The sequence below is a fragment of the Streptomyces sp. NPDC094147 genome, assembly GCF_044764265.1.
Classification (GTDB): domain Bacteria; phylum Actinomycetota; class Actinomycetes; order Streptomycetales; family Streptomycetaceae; genus Streptomyces.
This window is the reverse complement of the sequence record NZ_JBIWHT010000014.1, coordinates 168,426-185,736: the sequence shown is the minus strand read 5'-3', so window position 1 is coordinate 185,736 and position 17,311 is coordinate 168,426. Positions and strand designations below refer to the sequence as shown.

The window sequence follows — 17,311 nt, the reverse complement described above, 5'->3', positions numbered from 1 at the left end:
CAGCGCCGTCTGGAGATCGTGTCGTGTCCGTCGTGCGGTCGGGCGCAGGTGGATGTGTACAAGCTGGCGGAGGAGGTCACGGCGGGTCTGGAGGGTATGGAGGTCCCGCTGCGGGTGGCGGTGATGGGCTGTGTGGTGAACGGTCCGGGCGAGGCGCGTGAGGCGGACCTGGGTGTGGCCTCGGGCAATGGCAAGGGTCAGATCTTCGTGAAGGGCGAGGTCATCAAGACCGTGCCGGAGTCGAAGATCGTGGAGACGCTGATCGATGAGGCGATGAAGATCGCCGAGCAGATGGAGCAGGACGGTGTCGCTTCGGGCCGGCCCGACATCACCGTGAGTTGAACCTGAGCTTGATCGTGAGCTGAACAGGATCCGAAAGAGGGGGCCCGAGCGTGACGATCTTGGAGAACATCCGGGGGCCGCAAGACCTGCACACACTGGACCAGTCGGAACTCGGCCAACTCGCCCAGGAGATCAGGGAGTTCCTGATCCAGGCGGTCGCGCGGACCGGGGGCCATCTGGGGCCCAACCTGGGAGTGGTCGAGCTCTCCATCGCCCTGCACCGGGCCTTCGATTCGCCCGTCGACCGCATCCTGTGGGACACCGGGCACCAGAGCTACGTACACAAACTCCTCACCGGGCGGCAGGACTTCTCGAAGCTGCGCACCAAGGGCGGCCTCTCCGGCTATCCCTCGCGCGCCGAGTCCGAGCACGACGTCATCGAGAATTCGCACGCCTCCACCGTGCTCGGCTGGGCGGACGGGCTCGCCAAGGCCAATCAGGTGCTCGGCAGGGACGGCCACGTCGTCGCCGTCATCGGCGACGGCGCGCTCACCGGCGGCATGGCCTGGGAGGCGCTCAACAACATCGCCGCCGCCAGGGACCGCCCACTGATCATCGTCGTCAACGACAACGAGCGCTCGTACGGGCCGACCATCGGCGGCCTCGCCAACCACCTCGCCACCCTGCGCACCACCGACGGCTACGAGCGGATCCTGGCCTGGGGCAAGGAGGTGCTCCAGCACACCCCCGTCGTGGGGCAGCCGCTGTACGAGTCGCTGCACGGCGCGAAGAAGGGGTTCAAGGACGCGTTCGCCCCGCAGGGCATGTTCGAGGACCTCGGGCTGAAGTACGTCGGGCCGATCGACGGGCACAGCACGGAGGCGGTCGAGTCGGCGCTGCGGCGGGCAAAGCGCTTCCACGGACCGGTAGTTGTGCACTGCCTCACCGAGAAGGGCCGCGGCTATCAGCCCGCGCTCGACGACGAGGCCGACCGGTTCCACACGGTCGGCGCGATGGACCCGCTCACCTGTGAACCGCTGACTCCCTCCAACGGCCCTTCCTGGACAGCCGTGTTCGGGGCCGAGCTCGCCCAACTCGGCGCGGAACGGCGGGACATCGTCGCCATCACCGCTGCCATGCTGCACCCCACCGGCCTCAGCGCGTTCGCCGAACGCTTCCCGGACCGGGTGTGGGACGTCGGGATCGCCGAGCAGCACGCGGCGGTCTCGGCGGCCGGACTCGCCACCGGCGGCCTGCACCCGGTCGTCGCCGTGTACGCGACCTTCCTCAACCGGGCCTTCGACCAGCTGCTGATGGACGTCGCGCTGCACAGGTGCGCGGTCACCTTCGTCCTCGACCGGGCCGGGGTGACCGGGGTCGACGGCCCGTCCCACAACGGCATGTGGGACCTGTCGGTCCTCCAGGTCGTACCCGGGCTCAGGATCGCCGCGCCGCGCGACGCCGGCCAGTTGCGGGCCCAGCTGCGCGAAGCCGTGGACGTGGCCGACGCGCCGACGGTACTGCGCTTCCCCAAGGAGTCCGTCGGCCCCGACATCCCGGCCGTGGCCAGGATCGGCGGCATGGACGTGCTGCGTCAGGACAGCCGAGACGAAGCCGCCGATGTGCTGCTCGTGGCGGTCGGCGTGCTCGCACCGGTCTGCCTCCAGGCGGCCGAGCTGCTCGCCGGGCGCGGCATCCGGTGCACGGTGGTCGACCCGCGCTGGGTCAAACCCGTCGACGAACAGCTCGCACCGCTGGCCGGGCGGCACCGCCTGGTGGCGGTGGCCGAGGACAACATCCGTACGGGCGGCGTCGGTTGGGCCGTCGGGCAGGCCCTGCGCGACGCCGGGGTGGACGTCCCGCTGCGGACCTTCGGCATCCCCGAGCAGTTCCTCGCGCACGCCAAGCGCGGTGAGGTGCTCGCCGACATCGGGCTCACCCCGGTGGAGATCGCGGGACGGATCGGCGCCGCTCTGGCGGCCACTGAGGAAGCCGCCGCGGCGGCCGAGAAGGAGAACGACGCATGACCGACGGCGAGCCGAAGGGCTTCGCGGCACCGGGTCCGCAGGCCAAGAGCTTCGACCTGACGAGACTCCTCGCCGAGCGCGGGGCCGAACGCTACGAACTTCACACCAGATATCTGAACCACCAGCTGCCGCGGATGCTGCACACCATCGGCTTCGACAAGGTCTACGAGCGGGGCGAGGGCGCGTACTTCTGGGACGCCGAAGGCAACGACTACCTCGACATGCTCGCGGGCTTCGGGGTGATGGGCCTCGGCCGCCACCACCCCGTCGTGCGCAAGGCCCTGCACGACGTGCTCGACGCCTCGCTCGCGGACCTGACCCGTTTCGACTGCCAGCCGCTGCCCGGACTGCTCGCCGAGCAGCTCCTCGCGCACAGCCCGCACCTGGACCGGGTGTTCTTCGGCAACAGCGGCACCGAGGCCGTCGAAACCGCCCTCAAATTCGCCCGGTACGCCACCGGGAAGCCCCGGGTCCTGTACTGCTCGCACGCCTTCCACGGTCTGACGACCGGCTCGCTGTCCGTCAACGGCGAGTCCGGGTTCCGCGACGGCTTCGCGCCGCTGCTGCCCGACACGGCCGTACCGCTGGGTGATCTGACCGCCCTGGAAAGGGAGTTGAAGCGCGGCGACGTGGCAGCGCTGATCGTCGAGCCGATCCAGGGCAAGGGCGTCCACGAGGCGCCGCCCGGCTATCTGCTCGCCGCGCAGGAACTGCTGCACCGGCACAAGGCCCTGCTCATCGCCGACGAGGTGCAGACCGGTCTCGGCCGTACCGGCGACTTCTACGCCTACCAGCACGACCAGGGCGTCGAACCGGACCTGGTGTGCGTCGCGAAGGCGCTCTCGGGCGGCTATGTGCCGGTCGGCGCGACCCTCGGCAAGGAGTGGATCTTCAAAAAGGTCTACTCGTCCATGGACCGCGTCCTGGTCCACTCGGCCAGCTTCGGCTCCAACGCCCAGGCGATGGCGGCCGGGCTCGCCGTGCTGTCGGTGATGGAGGACGAGGGGGTGGTCGAGAACGCGCGCGCGACCGGAGATCTGCTGCGGACCCGGCTCGCCGCCCTCACCGACCGCTACGAGCTGCTCTCGGACGTGCGCGGGCGCGGGCTCATGATCGGCATCGAGTTCGGCAGGCCGTCCTCGCTCAAGCTGCGCAGCCGCTGGACCATGCTCCAGGCCGCCCGCAAGGGCCTCTTCGCGCAGATGGTCGTCGTGCCGCTGCTCCAGAAGCACCGCATCCTGACCCAGGTCTCCGGCGACCACCTGGAGGTGATCAAGCTGATTCCGCCGCTGACCATCGGGGAGCGCGAGGTCGACCGGTTCGTGGCGGCCTTCATGGGCGTGATGGACGACGCGCACAGCGGCGGCGGACTGATGTGGGACTTCGGCCGGACCCTGGTGAAGCAGGCGGTCGCCAACCGGTAGGGGCAGCCGCTTTGCCTCAGAGGCAAAAAGTTTGCCCCTGAGGCAATGGCCTGTCTGAATGGAGGGCATGAGCACTCCTGCCGACGATGTCGCGGCGCTCCCCGGCGTAGCGCCCCGGCTGCGCGAACTGCGCCGCCGCCGCGCCCTCACGCTGGAGGCCGCCGCCCAGCGGGCCGGCCTCTCGCCCGCGCACCTCTCCCGGCTGGAGACCGGCGCCCGCCAGCCCTCGCTGCCGATGCTGCTCGCCCTGGCCCGTATCTACGGTACGACGGTCTCCGAACTGCTCGGCGAGATGCCGCCCGAGCGCGAACCCGTCATCCGGGCCGGCCGCCCGGCACCGCGCGAGGCCGACGGCTGGACGTACCACCAGACCGGCGGCCCCGGGCGGGCCATGCAGGCGCTGCGCGTCGAGGTCCCCTACGGCACCCAGCGCGAACTCGTCCGCGTTCACCCCGGCGAGGAGTGGCTCTACGTCCTGACCGGGCGGCTCCGGCTCAGCCTGGGGGACGCCACGCACGAACTCGACCCCGGTGACAGCGCGCACTTCGACTCGCTGACCCCGCACCGGATCTCCGCGGCCTCCCGCGGCGGGGCCGAGTTCCTCTTCGTGCACACCCTGCTGCAGAGCCCGGACCCGCATCCGCACCACCCGCACAGCTGAGAGGACGGTTCCGTCATGCCCGAGCACGAGATCACGCCCGCCGAGCCCGCCGCCGCGCCCGGCAAGAACATCGAGGACACCGCGGAGACCAAGTTCCCCCGGGGCCTGGTCGTCCGGCTCTTCGCCTACCTCATCGCCGGACACATCTTCGCGGGCTTCCTCTACCTGCTGTTCGAGGTGGGCGGCAAGTAGTCACACCCCGTCCAGGAGCCGCTCGCGCAGCCGCTCGCGGGTCTCGGGCGCAAGCCCCAGGCCCTGCGCGAAGTAGGCGTCGGTGGTGCCCCAGGTCTTGTCGATGGTGTCGAACGCCGCGTGCAGATAGCTGGCGCGGGCGTCGAAGAGGGGGCTCAGGAGCTCCATGACCTCGGGGGACATCGCATCCGCCGACTCGCTGGTGCGGCGCACCTTGTAGCGGCGGTGCGGGTCGTTGGACTTGAGGTAGTCGGCCTCGATGGCATCGCGCTCGACGCCGACGGCGAGCAGCGCCACCGCGATGGACAGGCCCGCCCGGTCCTTGCCCGCCGCGCAGTGCAGCAGGGCCGGGACGCTGTCCTCGGCGAGCGCGTGCAGCACCCGGCTGTGCTCGGCGGTGCGCCGCGTGATGATCTCCCGGTACGACTGGATCATCCGGTCCGCGGCCCGGCCGCCGGCCAGGGCGGAGCGCAGTTCGTCCAGACCGCCGTCGCGGACCATCTTCCAGAACTCCGCGCCGTCGGCCGGATCGCTCAGCGGAATGTTGATGTTGCGCACGCCGGGCAGCGCGATGTCCGGGCCCTCCAGCTTGTGGTCGCCCGCGTTGCGGAAGTCGAAGACCGTGTGCAGCCCGAGGGTCGCGAGGAAGGCCGCGTCCGCCTCGGTGGCGTGCGCGAGGTGCCCGCTGCGGAAGAGCCGCCCGCCGCGCACCCGCAGACCGTCCACCGTCGGCAGCCCGCCCACGTCACGGAAGTTGCGCACCCCGGCCAGCTCGGGCTCGGTCGAGGGGACCTGCGGAATCTGCTGGGTCACGGCGGCTCCTGACGTCGATCCGGGGTGGGCGCGGCCTGCGCGTCTCCCGACGATACGACATGTGTTTATGGGGCAACCTTCCCCGTGCGTACCGCACAGGCGTTGCCCTGGAAGCATGCCCACCCCGATCCTGTGCGTACGTGTGCGGATCTGGGGGTCGGGATGATTGAGATCGGTGACAACGGACGTCTTTGGGTGCTGTCCGGCCGGACCAGCAGCTATGCGCTGCACGTCACGGACCGGGACGAACTGCTGCACCTCCACTGGGGCCCCCGGATCTCGGGCGCCGACGCGGCGGCGCTGGCCCGCGTACCGCTGCCGCCGCCCCGGCCCTTCGAGTCCCGTCTGGACGGAGCGGAGGAGTATCCGGTGGAGGGCGGGCCCCGCTTCGCGCGCCCGGCGCTCTCGGTGCGTACGGGTGAGGAGCGGGGCACCGCATGGCGCTTCACGGCCGCGGAGACCGACGGGGACGAGCTGCGGCTGGGGTTCACCGATCCCGTGAACGGGCTCGCGCTCACCCTGCACTACCGGATGCGGGACGACTTCGACGTCGTGGAGCGATGGATCACCGCGGCACATCAAGGGACGGACGGCGCACTGGAGTTGCTGCGCGCGGACGCCGCCACCTGGACGCTGCCGGGGCGCGACGGCTGGCGGCTCAGCCGGCTGCACGGCCGCTGGGCCGCCGAGTCCCGTCTCGTACGCTCCGAACTCGCCCCCGGCGAGCAGGTGATCGGCAGCCGGCGCGGGCACACCGGGCACCAGCACCTGCCCTGGGTCGCGCTCGACGCCGACGCCGCCGCGACCGAGGAGAGCGGCGAGGTGTACGGGTGCGCGCTCGGCTGGTCGGGGACCTGGCGCATCGCGGTGCACCGGCTGCCCGACGGGCGCGTGCAGATCAACGGCGGTGCCGGGTACGACGATTCGGGCCTGGTGCTGCTCGCGCCCGGCGAGGCGTACACCTCGCCCGTGTTCGCCGGACTGTGGAGCGAGGGGGGCTTCGGCGGTGCGAGCAGGCAGTGGCACGCCTGGCAGCTGGCCCGGGTGGTGCCGCACGCCGACGAGGTGCGGCCGGTGCTCTTCAACTCCTGGGAGGCGACCCTCTTCGACATCTCCGAGGACCAGCAGCGCGCCCTCGCCCACCGGGCGGCCGAGATGGGGGTGGAACTGTTCGTGGTCGACGACGGCTGGTTCGGCGCCCGTACCCACGACGCGGCGGGACTCGGCGACTGGACTCCCAACCCGGCCAGATTTCCTGGCGGGTTGAAGCCGTTGGCCGACGAAGTGCACGCGCTCGGCATGCAGTTCGGGATCTGGGTCGAGCCGGAGATGGTCAACCCCGACAGCGATCTCTACCGCACCCATCCCGACTGGGTGCAGTTCCGGCCCGGCCGCGCCCGCACCGAGTTCCGCAACCAGCTCGTCCTGAACCTCGCGCGCCACGACGTGCGGGAGCATCTGTGGGACCAGCTTGACGGGCTGCTCTCCAGCACTCCCGTCGACTATGTGAAGTGGGACTTCAACCGCTGCTTCACGGACGCGGGCTGGCCGGGGGAGCCGTACCCGCAGAAGCTGTGGGTGGAGCATGTGCACGCGTTCTACGCCCTGTTGGACCGGCTGCGCGCCGCGCACCCCCGGGTCGCCTTCGAGTCCTGCTCGGGCGGCGGCGGGCGGATCGACCTCGGGGTGCTCTCGCGCACCGACCAGGTGTGGACCTCCGACAACACCGATCCGCTGGACCGGCTCGCCATCCAGCACGGCTTCAGCCAGCTGCACCCCGCCCGCGTGATGGCCGCCTGGGTGACCGACAGCCCCAACACCCAGCTCAACGGTCGGATCAGTAGCCTCCGCTTCCGCTTCGCGAGCGCGATGGCCGGGGTGCTGGGTGTCGGCGGCGACCTGACCCGGTGGAGCGCGGCCGAACTCGCCGAGGCCCGTGACTGGGTGGCGCTCTACAAGGCGATCCGCCCGGTGGTGCAGCTCGGCGCCCAGTACCGGCTGCGGGCACCCGAGGGCGGCCTGAGCGCCGTCCAGTACACCCGGGGCGACGACACCGTCGTACTCGCCTGGCTGCAGTCCCAGCACTACGGGGAGCGCCCGCCCCCGGTCCGGCTGCGCGGGCTCGACGCGGCCGCGGCCTACGAGTGCCTCGACACCGGGACCGTGCACCGGGGGGCCGTGCTGCTGCACCAGGGGCTCGGCACCGGGCTGCGGGGCGATCTGGACGCGGCGGTGTTCCGGTTGCGGCGCACGGGCCGGTAGCGCCCTGCTCGGCCTGAACCGCTCTGGTACGTGCGGCAGTTCGGCTCGGGCATCCGGAGCGCCGCGTGGCGCTCCCGGGCCTCCCCGCCGCCTATTCCCGGTACGGGAAAACTGACCGGGTGGTCTATCTCACCCGCCGTCAACCCCTCCCTACGGTGGCGTAGGTCACTTGCCGGGGTGGAGGATAAGCCCTCGTGGCAGACGATTCGAGATCATTCAACAAAGGCGCGTTCGGGTCGTACACGGCGATCGGCGACAGTTTCACGGAAGGCGTCGGCGACCCGGGCCCGGACGGGGCGTACGTCGGCTGGGCGGACCGGTTCGCCGTGCTGCTCGCGGACCAGCGGCCGGAGGGGGCGTTCCGCTACGCCAACCTCGCGGTGCGGGGCAAGCTCCTCGACCAGATCGTTGAGGACCAGGTCCCCCGGGCCAAGGAGCTCGCCCCCGACCTGGTGAGCTTCTGCGCGGGCGGAAACGACATCATCCGGCCCGGTACGGACCCCGACGAGGTGGCCGAGCGCTTCGAACGGGCCCTCGCCGACCTGAAGTCGGCCGTCGGCACCGTCATGGTGACCACCGGCTTCGACACCCGGGGCGTCACCCTGCTCCGCCATCTGCGCGGCAAGATCGCGACGTACAACGGGCATGTGCGGGCCATCGCGGACCGCTACGACTGCCCGGTGCTCGACCTCTGGTCGCTGAAGTCCATCCAGGACCGGCGGGCCTGGGACGACGACCGGCTGCACCTCTCGGCCGAGGGGCACACCCGGGTCGCGCTGCGCGCCGCCCAGGTGCTCGGCCTCGACGTGCCCGCCGACCCGGACCAGCCCTGGCCTCCGCTGCCGCCGCGCAACACCCTGGAAGTGCGGCGCGACGACATCCACTGGGCGCGCGAGTATCTGGTGCCGTGGATCGGGCGACGGCTGCGCGGGGAGTCCTCGGGCGACGAGATCGCGCCCAAGCGACCGGATCTGCTCCCTCTCTGACGGCTCGCCAGATCTGACGATCTGTCACGCGCCGGTCCGGGCAGGGCTGTTGACTGGGAGCCCGATTCGGCCCCGTACGCAACGGGCGGGTCCGGGCCGGGTTGGCCTGGTCCGGTCGGCGGTCAGGCGCCGAGTACCTTCGCCTCCGTCTCCGGGTCGAGGCCGACCCGGGGGCGGTCCGGGCGCTGGGGCGCGGTTCCGCCGATCGAGCGGAGCCAGGCCCAGGTGTCGGCGACCGTCTCCTCGACGGGGCGGCAGCGCAGCCCGGCCGCGACGGCCTTCGCCACCGACGAGCCGTGCATCGTGTCGTGCATCTCGCCCGGCGGAATCCACACCGGCAGATGGAGCCACGGCTCGATACCGGCCGCCAGGATCGGCTGGGCGTCGGTCCAGCGCGGCACGGCCCCGCCACCGGTGACCTCGACGCACGCTTCGAGCAGCCCGCCCATCGTGGTGTGGCCGGGCGGGCTGACCAGGTTGTACGGTCCGCCGAGACCGGCCTCGGCCGCGTCCAGGGTCCATTCCGCCAGGTCGCGGCAGTCGATGTACTGGACCGCCAGGTCACGCGGTCCGGGCGCGAGCATCTCGCCGCCGCGCGCGGCCCGGGTCAGCCACCACGGCAGCCTGCCGATGTTCTCCCACGGCCCGAGGACCAGACCCGCGCGCACCAACAGCGCCCGGTCCGCGCCGAATTCGCGCACCGCGGCCAGTTCGCCGCCGCGTTTGGCCTGCGGGTACTCCACCTCGCCAGAGTCGTCGGGGGAGCCCGGCACGAGGGGCGCCGTGTCCTCGTCCGCGCCGAGCGGCGTCGGGTGCTCGTACACCGACCGGCTCGACACGTACACGTACCGGCCGACCCGCCCACTCAGCAGCCGGGCCGCGTCGCGGACCGCGGCCGGGGCGTGCGACCAGGTGTCCACGACCACGTCCCACTCGCCGTCCGCGAGCGCCGCGAGTCCGCCCTCGGCGGTGCGGTCGCCGTGCAGCGAGACGACCCCGGCCGGCGGCTCGTGGCGGCCCCGGTGAAAGACCGTCACCTCATGGCCCCGCGTCAGCGCCGCCTCGGTCACGGCCCGGCCGACGAATTCCGTTCCACCCAGCATCAGGAGTCTCATGGCCGCAACTCTGCACGCCGGGCGGACCGCGGGGAACGGTTGCTTGCTGTGGGCGTAATCGGTGGGGTGCGGGGCCGACCGCGCCGTGCGCATCGCGGACCGAGAGCAGTGCCTCGACGTCGCGACCGGCGGTTTGCCTCAGCCGCCCGACGGCCAGGGGTCGCCCGCCACCCGGGCGTGCAGATGCTCGTCGTGCCAGCCGTCGGCGTGCAGCAGCGCGCTGCGCATCGTGCCTTCCAGGGCGTACCCGGCGCGCTGGGCCACACGGCAGGAGGCCGGGTTCGCCACCGAGTGCGTGATCCGGATCCGGTGCAGCCCGAGTTCCTCCAGCGCCCACCGGCTGACCCGCAGGGTGGCGTCGAGCGCCGCGCCCGCGCCGCGTCCGGTCGGAAGCAGCCAGTAGAGGATTTCGCCGCTGCCGCCCCGCAGATCGAGGTCGGCGATCCCCATGAGCCCCACGGCTTCGTCGTCGTCCCGCCGGGAGATCGCCCAGATGGCGGCGGCCTCGTCGGTCCAGCGCTGCCCCCAGCCGGCGATCTTCTCCCGGGCGGCGCGCGCCGAGAGGGGTTCCACGCGGTTCCACCGCACGATCGCCGGATCCCGGGACGCGGCCAGCAGCACGTCGGCGTCGGACTCCCGCCAGGGGCGCAGCTGCCGTCCGCCGGGCAGGACGAAGGAGGGCTGTGCCTGCCGGGCCATCCGTCCGGCGGGCACCACGGAAGGTATCGGAGTGATCATCCCCGCATCATGGCAGGCGCCGCACGGCGGGCCCCGGGGGAATCCGGCCGCCTCTCCCGGCGTTCCCCAGCCATGACGGCATTCGACGCATCCCAGGAATCCCTGCTGAAGCTGGTCGCCGAACAGGACGGCGGCGTCCTCGTCACCCTGAAGCGCGACGGGCGGCCTCAGCTCTCCAACGTCAATCACGCCTACTACCCCGGCGAGGGCGTCATCAAGGTCTCGCTCACCGACGACCGGGCCAAGACCAGGAACCTGCGCCGCGATCCCCGCGCCAGCTACCACGTGACCAGCGACGACCGCTGGGCGTGGACGGTGGCAGAGGGCACGGCCGATCTCACCCCGGTCGCGGCGGACCCGTACGACGAGACGGTCGAGGAACTGGTCTCCCTCTACCGCGACGTGCGCGGCGAGCACCCCGACTGGGACGAGTACCGCGGCGCCATGGTGCGCGACCGGCGCCTCGTACTGAGGCTGCGCGTGGAGCGGGCGTACGGCCAGCCGCGTCAGGGCGTCTGAACGACCGGCGTGACCGGTCGAGCCACCTGCCCGAAGGTGTGCTCGTGGCCGCCGCACATAATGGAACGACCCCGAGCCCCAGGAGGTGCCGTGACCGGCGCTGGTTCTCTGCTTCCACTCCGCTCCAGGCTGCGCGAGCTGCGGCCCGACGCGTTCGGCGCCGATCCGACGGGGGAGCGGATGGCGCGGATCCGCCGCTCGCCGAACTTCGCGGACGGCGTGTTCCAGAACCCGGAGGGCGCTCGGACCAGACCGTCGGGTTCCACCCTGGAGTTCGCCAAGCTCTTCTTCGAGAAGGAGCAGCGGGTACGCCGGGCCCCCACCGGCAACATCCCGGTGTACCCGACGACGCTCGCGGACATCGCGAAGCCGCCGGTCACGGGATTGCGGCTCACCTGGATGGGGCATTCGAGCGTGCTCGCCGAGATCGACGGGCGCCGGGTGCTGTTCGATCCGGTGTGGGGCGAGCGCTGTTCGCCGTTCCCGTTCGCCGGGCCGAAGCGACTGCACCCCGTCCCGGTACCGCTCGCCTCGCTCGGGCCGGTCGACGTCGTCGTCATCTCGCACGACCACTACGACCACCTCGATCTGCCCACCATCCGCGCGCTGGCCGGAACCGGCACGGTCTTCGTGGTGCCGCTCGGCGTCGGGGCCCACCTGGAGCACTGGGGCGTACCGGTGGACCGGATGCACGAGCTGGACTGGAACGAGTCCGTCAAGGTCAACGGGATCACCCTCACCGCGACCCCCGCCCGCCACTTCTGCGGCCGCGGCCTGCGCAACCAGCAGCACACGCTGTGGGCATCCTGGGCGGTGACCGGCCCCGAGCACCGGATCTACCACAGCGGCGACACCGGCTACTTCGGCGGCTTCCGCGACATCGGCGCGGAGCACGGGCCTTTCGACGCCACCATGATCCAGGTCGGCGCGTACAGCGAATTCTGGCCGGACATCCACATGACCCCGGCCGAGGGCCTGCGCGCCCACCTCGACCTCCAGGGCGGGGCACCGCACGGCGTGACGATGCCGATCCACTGGGGCACGTTCAACCTTGCGCTGCATGCGTGGGCCGAGCCCGGCGAGTGGTCCATGGACGCCGCGGCGGAGGCCGGGCAGGCTCTGGCGACGCCCAGGCCAGGTGAGCCGTTCGAACCGGCCGGGGCCCTTCCGACGGATCCGTGGTGGCGTGCCGTGACCGGCCCCATCGCCCATCACTGGCGGCGGCCGATGCCGGGCCTCGCGGAGCCGAGGACGAGCCCGGCCGAGCTGGACCTCGCGGGCGAGCGATAAGCGATACGAGCGATATGCGATTACGGACGGCGATGACTCTCGCCGACCTGTCGCTCCGAGCCCCGGCCCGGTTCACGGGCCGGGGCTCGGCTGTCGGCGGCCCGGCGGGATGATCGCCCGCCGGGCCGCGACTACCTCCGACGACCGACCCGCCGCATCGGCAGCCTCACGAACGTGACGCGGTCGGGTCGGAGAAGCCGCTGGTGGCCTGCAGGGCCGCCGCGGCCGCGGGCTTGTCGGGGTGGCGGAGATGGTGCTTCTCCACCAGCGCGCCGGCTATGAAGGCCAGCGCGGCCGCCACGCCGGCGGCCAGGAGCAGCGTCAGCCACGGCAGGTCCCGCCACGGCGGGGCGCTGCGCTTCTTCAACTCGGCCGACGCGTGCGGCAGTTCCGCGAGGCCCTGCTCCGCCGAAGGCGTCGCACGCGTCGATGCGCCGGTGGCGCCGACGGGCTGTTCGTGGACCACGGGCTGGACCGCGGTGGGGGCGGATGAGGTGACGGTTGCCGGAGCGGCTGGCGTGGGGTCCTGGCCGTCGGGCTTCGTGAACTCGTCACGGTCTCGGACCATGTCTTCGGTACTCCCTTGGTTCGTGTGTTGGTGCGGTCGCAGGCCGCTCACCCTGAAGCCGACCGGAAGCAGACGCCGCCCCCGGCTCCGGATCAGTACCGGTTGCCGAGCTCGGCGCTCGCCGAGCCGCTGTGGCCGGAAGGCGCAAGCGTGGTGATCCGCACCTTCTGACCCTGGGTCAGGCCGCTGGTGATCTGGGTGTTCGTGTCTCCCTCGACGCCCACCGTGACCGATGCGGGGTGCGCGGCGCCGTCCGTACCGACAACCGTCACCGTGCGGGTGGGACCGGTACCGCTCAGCGCCGCCGTCGGCACGTACAGCGCATCGGACGCCTCACCGGCGACGATCTGGACGCTGACGCTCTGTCCGGTGTGCAGGTCCTTCGTCGGGCCCATGATGTCGAGCGTCACGGGGTACTGCGTGGTGTTGCCCGAGGTGCTGCCGCCACCGGCACCGCCGTTCACCGCGAGCGTACCGACCGACAGGACCTTCGCGTTGAGCACGGTGGTGGCCTGGGCGTTCAGGGTGACGGTCGCAGGTTGGCCCGGCTTGAGCCTGAGCGCGTCGGCTTCCGAGACGTTGGCCTTCACCTGCATCCCGGTCGGGTTGGTGATGACGATGAAACCGCTCTGGGCGGGCGAGGTACCGCCCGGTGCAGCGGGTGCAGCCGGGGCGCCCGGGGCGGCGGGGGCGCCCGGTACCGAACCCGGAGCGGCGCCCGATCCGGAGGCGTAGGTCGTGCCGATGACCGTCTGGCCGACGGTGGCGCTCACCGTTCCGATCGTCCCGTCGAGCGGTGCGGTCAGCACGGTTCCGTCGAGTGTGTGCTGGGCGTTGTCCACCGCGGTCTGCGCCTGGGCCACCTGTGTCTGGGCCTGGAGGAGCTGTGTGGGATCCACCGGACCGGCGGCGGGGAGCGCGTCCACGAACGCGGCGTTCCGGACGGATATGCCGTCGAAGGCCGCGGATGCGGGCTTGGAGCTGGACGTGGACGACGGCGTGGGAGTCGTGGTGGGCGTGGGCGGTGTCGGGGTGGTCTTGGGGGTGGGAGAGGCCGGGGGAGTGGGAGGCGACGAGTGGCTCGGAACGCCGGAGGGGGTGGCGCCGGGACTGGCCGGCGGGGTGGGTGTCTGACCCTCCGTCACCTTGGTGAGGTACGTCTTGGCCGTCGCCAGCGACGTCTTGGCCTGGGCGAGTGTCTCGCGCGCCGCCGTGTCGTCGACCTTGGCCATCACCTGCCCCTTGGTGACCTTGTCGCCGGCCTTGACGTCGACCTCGGTCAGTTGCCCACCCGTGGTGAAGTTCACCGAGGCATCGCTCGGCGAGGTCAGCGCACCGGACCCGGTGACGGTCGCCTGCACCTTTCCCGTCGCGACGGCGACGGTGCGGGTGTCCGTCCGCGTGGGAGAGGCGTCGTCGGAGTTCACCACCGCGTAAGCACCGCCCACGGCTGCAAGGAGTACTACGCCGAGCGCCGAGTTCAACAGGACGGCTCTGTGCAGCCGTGGAAGGACCTTCATACGCGGATCCTGACACCCGATCCCTGGGTGAACCATGACCCTTCGGCCAAGCTTCCGGACCAGCGACCTGGGAAAATGATCCTGCGGGCGGGGCCGCCAGGTGGGTCGGAAGGTCCTCCTGCCGCCGGGGCGGAGGGGCCTGGGTGTCCTAACCGCGGGCGGAACCCGGTGCCTTGGCCGTGACCATCACTGCGGCCACCAGGCCCGCGATCAGCAGGATGCCGACCACCCACCAGAGGGTGGAGGTGTACGCGTTCATGGTCGCTTCGGCCAGCGGCTTCCACACGGCCGGCGGAAGCCCTCGCCGGCCGACGGCGTGGCCGCTGCGGGCCAGCGTGTCGACGACCGGAGGAACCCCTGTCAGACCACGCAGCCGGGCGGCGATGGCCGAGCCGAGGATGCCGCTGAACGCCACCGCACCGATCCAACTCCCCAGCTGCTGGGCGCTGTTCACCGCCGCCGAGGTCACGCCGGAATCCTGCGGGGTGCTGCCGGCCGTCGTGATGGCGAAGAGCGGCATCAACGCCATGCCCGTCCCGAGGCCGGTGAGGAGCATGCTGGGCAGCACCTGGGCTGTGTAGGTGCCGTTGAGCTTGAGGCCCGTCAGGAGCAGCACGCCGAGGGCTACGAGTGCCAGGCCCGGCACCAGCAGGGTGCGGGGTGCGACGCGGTGCAGCAGCCGGGCGGAGATCTGGGTGGAGCCGACGACGATCGCGGCGACGGCGGGCAGGAAGGCCAGGCCGGTCCCGGTCGCGCTGTAGCCGAGGACGTCCTGGAGGTAGAAGGTCTGGGTCAGGAACAGCGCGACCAGGGCCAGGCCGGCCAGGACCAGGGTGAGGAGGGCGCCGAGGCGGTTGCGGTCCCTGAAGGCGTACGGCGGCAGGAGCGGATTCGACGCCCTGGTCTGCCACCACGCGAAGACCGCGAGCAGCACGACGCCGCCCACGAGCAGCGCCACGATCCGGGGGTCGGCCCACCGCCACGTCCCGGCCTTGCCGAGCCCGTAGGTCAGGGCGACGAGCCCGCCGGTGCCGAGCACCGCACCGAGCACGTCCAGGCGCACCGCGCCGCGGCCCGGCCGGTCGTGCACCAGGATGGCCGCGCCGACCGCGGCGACCGCGGCGATCAGGACGTTGACGTACAGGCACGGGCGCCAGCCCAGTTGCGTGAACAGCCAGCCGCCCGCGAGCAGGCCGATCGCCGAGCCGCCGCCGACGGTCGCGCCGAAGACCCCGAAGGCCCGGCCGCGTTCCTTCGGGTCGGTGAAGGAGGTGGACAGCAGGGACAGCGCGGCCGGCCACAGCAGCGCGGCGAAGACGCCCTGCAGGGCGAGGGAACAGATCAGCATGCCGCTCGCGGTGGCCGCGCCGCCGAGCGCGGAGGCCGCCGCGAATCCGACCAGGCCGGTGATCAACGCCCGTTTGCGGCCCATGAGGTCGGCTGTGCGGCCGCCGAGCAGGAGCAGACCGCCGAAGGCGAGCGGATAGGCGAGGAGCAGCATCCTCAGTCCGTCGAGGGGCAGGTGGAGCCCGGCTCGGAGGGACGGCGCCATGATGTTCAGGGACGAGGCGTTGACCAGCACGAGCAACTGCGCCAGCGTGATCACCACCAGGCCCCACCAGCGCCGGGGATGCGGGCCCTGGACATCGGCCGAAGGCGCGGGCCCCGCGCCGGGATAGGGGTCCGGCGGCGGGCCGAAACCCGGCGCGGGGCGGAAGTCCGCCGGGGCTGTCGGGGCGTACGCGGGCGGTGGGGGCAGCGGCTGGACCAGCGGGGCGGCCGGAGCCTCGGGGGCGTAGTCCAGCAACTGGGCGGCGTGGCGCCCGAGTTGGGCCAGCACGGGGCCGGGGAGCCACTCCTCGGCCCGGTCCGTCGTCGTGCGCGCGGCCACCTCCGGCGGGGTGGGCCGCTCGGCCGGGTCCTTGTGCAGACATGCGCGTACGAGATCGGCAAGCGACTCCGGTACGCCCGTCAGGTCCGCCTCCTCCTCGGCGATCCGGAACAGGTGGGCGTTGAGACCGGTGTCGGTGGCGCCGAAGAGGAGGCGTCCGGTGGCGGCGTAGACCAGCAGGGCACCCAGGCAGAACACGTCGCTGGCGGGGGTGAGTTCGAGGCCGCGCACCTGCTCCGGCGACATGAAGCCGGGGGAGCCGACCAGCATGCCGGTGTGGGTGAGCAGGCTGTCCCCGGCCAGGCTGTCCAGCGCCCGCGCGATGCCGAAGTCGATGACGCGGGGGCCGTCGACGGTGACCAGGACGTTGGACGGCTTGAGGTCGCGATGGATCAGGCCCGCCTCGTGCACGGCCTGAAGGGCCAGCGCGAGGCGGTTGGCGAGGATGTGGACCGAGTGCTCGGGCAACGGTCCGAAGTCCTTGGCGACCACGGTGTGCAGGTCGGGCCCGGGTATGTACTGGGTCGCCACCCAAGGCACCGCCGCCTCGGTGTCCGCGTCGAGCACGGCCGCCGTCCAGGCCCCGCCCACCCGCCGTGCCGCGCCCACCTCGCGCGTGAACCGCCTGCGGAACTCGAGATGGTGGGCGAATTCGGCCTGGACGACCTTGACGGCGACGGTCCGGCCGATGTCGGAGCGCGCGAGGTAGACGCGTCCCATACCGCCCTCGCCGAGGCGGGCGATGAGGCGGTAGCGGCCTATGTGGGTCGGGTCTTCGGCGATCAACTGGTCCACATGCAGGAAGTTAGCGGACCGGCCGGCTCCTTGGCCGGTTTTGGCGAGGGAAAGCAACAGTGAGGGGCGTGCGTCACCGCCGCCACGCCCGACGCCGGGACCGCCCGCCGCCCGCAGGAACTGTCGGCGCAACTGGCCGACGTACCCTTCGCGTTCGCGGCGTCCGCCTCAGCCCCCCCGTCAGCGGGCGACCCGTACCACCGGCCGAAAGGGCGCTCTGGCCGTTCC

Annotated in this window: 15 protein-coding genes; 9 read left to right on the top strand and 6 right to left on the bottom strand. The window is 71.9% G+C overall.

Features of this window, described 5'->3' with window-relative positions:
• The 5 genes from ACIQ8J_RS21865 to ACIQ8J_RS21845 all read left to right on the top strand — a co-directional run.
• A partial coding sequence (locus ACIQ8J_RS21865) for a flavodoxin-dependent (E)-4-hydroxy-3-methylbut-2-enyl-diphosphate synthase (protein WP_403275584.1) occupies positions 1 to 342 on the top strand: 342 nt, incomplete at its 5' end.
• A gap of 50 nt (positions 343 to 392) precedes the next feature.
• Entirely contained in the window at positions 393 to 2,309 is a 1,917-nt protein-coding gene (gene dxs / locus ACIQ8J_RS21860) for a 1-deoxy-D-xylulose-5-phosphate synthase (protein WP_403275582.1), read from the top strand.
• Positions 2,306 to 3,733, top strand: a complete 1,428-nt coding sequence (locus ACIQ8J_RS21855) for an aspartate aminotransferase family protein (RefSeq protein WP_403275581.1) — start codon at positions 2,306 to 2,308, stop codon at positions 3,731 to 3,733. Before dxs ends, ACIQ8J_RS21855 begins: the two co-directional genes overlap by 4 nt.
• Positions 3,734 to 3,800: 67 nt before the next feature.
• On the top strand, positions 3,801 to 4,394 hold the full coding sequence (locus ACIQ8J_RS21850) for a helix-turn-helix domain-containing protein (RefSeq protein WP_403275580.1): 594 nt from the start codon (positions 3,801 to 3,803) through the stop codon (positions 4,392 to 4,394).
• A 15-nt stretch (positions 4,395 to 4,409) separates the two neighbouring features.
• A complete protein-coding gene (locus ACIQ8J_RS21845; RefSeq protein ID WP_403275578.1) occupies positions 4,410 to 4,586 on the top strand; it encodes a DUF6126 family protein in 177 nt (58 codons plus the stop codon).
• Here the strand turns inward: ACIQ8J_RS21845 and ACIQ8J_RS21840 are convergent, their stop codons facing one another.
• The gene (locus ACIQ8J_RS21840; RefSeq protein ID WP_403275577.1) at positions 4,587 to 5,399 is read right to left on the bottom strand and encodes a tyrosine-protein phosphatase; all 813 of its coding nucleotides are present in this window, start codon (positions 5,397 to 5,399) and stop codon (positions 4,587 to 4,589) included.
• Between the two features lie 162 nt (positions 5,400 to 5,561).
• Here ACIQ8J_RS21840 and ACIQ8J_RS21835 point away from each other — a divergent pair, with 162 nt between their 5' ends.
• Together ACIQ8J_RS21835 and ACIQ8J_RS21830 are read left to right on the top strand one after the other, a co-directional pair.
• Complete coding sequence (locus ACIQ8J_RS21835; protein ID WP_403275574.1) at positions 5,562 to 7,661, top strand: alpha-galactosidase; 2,100 nt, start codon at positions 5,562 to 5,564, stop codon at positions 7,659 to 7,661.
• A gap of 194 nt (positions 7,662 to 7,855) precedes the next feature.
• Positions 7,856 to 8,647 carry an SGNH/GDSL hydrolase family protein gene (locus tag ACIQ8J_RS21830; RefSeq protein ID WP_403275572.1) on the top strand — a complete coding sequence of 264 codons (792 nt, stop codon included), beginning with the start codon at positions 7,856 to 7,858 and terminating at the stop codon, positions 8,645 to 8,647.
• A 122-nt stretch (positions 8,648 to 8,769) separates the two neighbouring features.
• On the opposite strand, the gene ACIQ8J_RS21825 is transcribed toward ACIQ8J_RS21830, so the two are convergent.
• Positions 8,770 to 9,762, bottom strand: coding sequence for an NAD-dependent epimerase/dehydratase family protein (locus tag ACIQ8J_RS21825; protein WP_403275571.1), 993 nt, complete (start codon positions 9,760 to 9,762; stop codon positions 8,770 to 8,772).
• 138 nt (positions 9,763 to 9,900) lie between these two features.
• The gene (locus ACIQ8J_RS21820; protein ID WP_403275570.1) at positions 9,901 to 10,500 is read right to left on the bottom strand and encodes a GNAT family N-acetyltransferase; all 600 of its coding nucleotides are present in this window, start codon (positions 10,498 to 10,500) and stop codon (positions 9,901 to 9,903) included.
• A 72-nt stretch (positions 10,501 to 10,572) separates the two neighbouring features.
• Here ACIQ8J_RS21820 and ACIQ8J_RS21815 point away from each other — a divergent pair, with 72 nt between their 5' ends.
• Both ACIQ8J_RS21815 and ACIQ8J_RS21810 read left to right on the top strand, forming a co-directional pair.
• A complete protein-coding gene (locus tag ACIQ8J_RS21815; protein ID WP_403275569.1) occupies positions 10,573 to 11,019 on the top strand; it encodes a TIGR03618 family F420-dependent PPOX class oxidoreductase in 447 nt (148 codons plus the stop codon).
• 90 nt (positions 11,020 to 11,109) lie between these two features.
• The gene (locus ACIQ8J_RS21810; RefSeq protein WP_403275568.1) at positions 11,110 to 12,309 is read left to right on the top strand and encodes an MBL fold metallo-hydrolase; all 1,200 of its coding nucleotides are present in this window, start codon (positions 11,110 to 11,112) and stop codon (positions 12,307 to 12,309) included.
• 166 nt (positions 12,310 to 12,475) lie between these two features.
• Here ACIQ8J_RS21810 and ACIQ8J_RS21805 read toward each other — a convergent pair whose 3' ends face one another.
• The 3 genes from ACIQ8J_RS21805 to ACIQ8J_RS21795 form a co-directional block, all read right to left on the bottom strand.
• Positions 12,476 to 12,877: a hypothetical protein gene (locus ACIQ8J_RS21805; RefSeq protein ID WP_403275567.1), complete on the bottom strand. Its 402-nt coding sequence runs from the start codon at positions 12,875 to 12,877 to the stop codon at positions 12,476 to 12,478.
• A gap of 92 nt (positions 12,878 to 12,969) precedes the next feature.
• Positions 12,970 to 14,397 (bottom strand): efflux RND transporter periplasmic adaptor subunit, encoded by a 1,428-nt coding sequence (locus ACIQ8J_RS21800; RefSeq protein WP_403275565.1) that lies wholly within the window; start codon positions 14,395 to 14,397, stop codon positions 12,970 to 12,972.
• 148 nt (positions 14,398 to 14,545) lie between these two features.
• On the bottom strand, positions 14,546 to 17,083 hold the full coding sequence (locus ACIQ8J_RS21795; RefSeq protein WP_403275563.1) for an MDR family MFS transporter: 2,538 nt from the start codon (positions 17,081 to 17,083) through the stop codon (positions 14,546 to 14,548).
• Between the last annotated feature and the right edge of the window lie 228 nt (positions 17,084 to 17,311).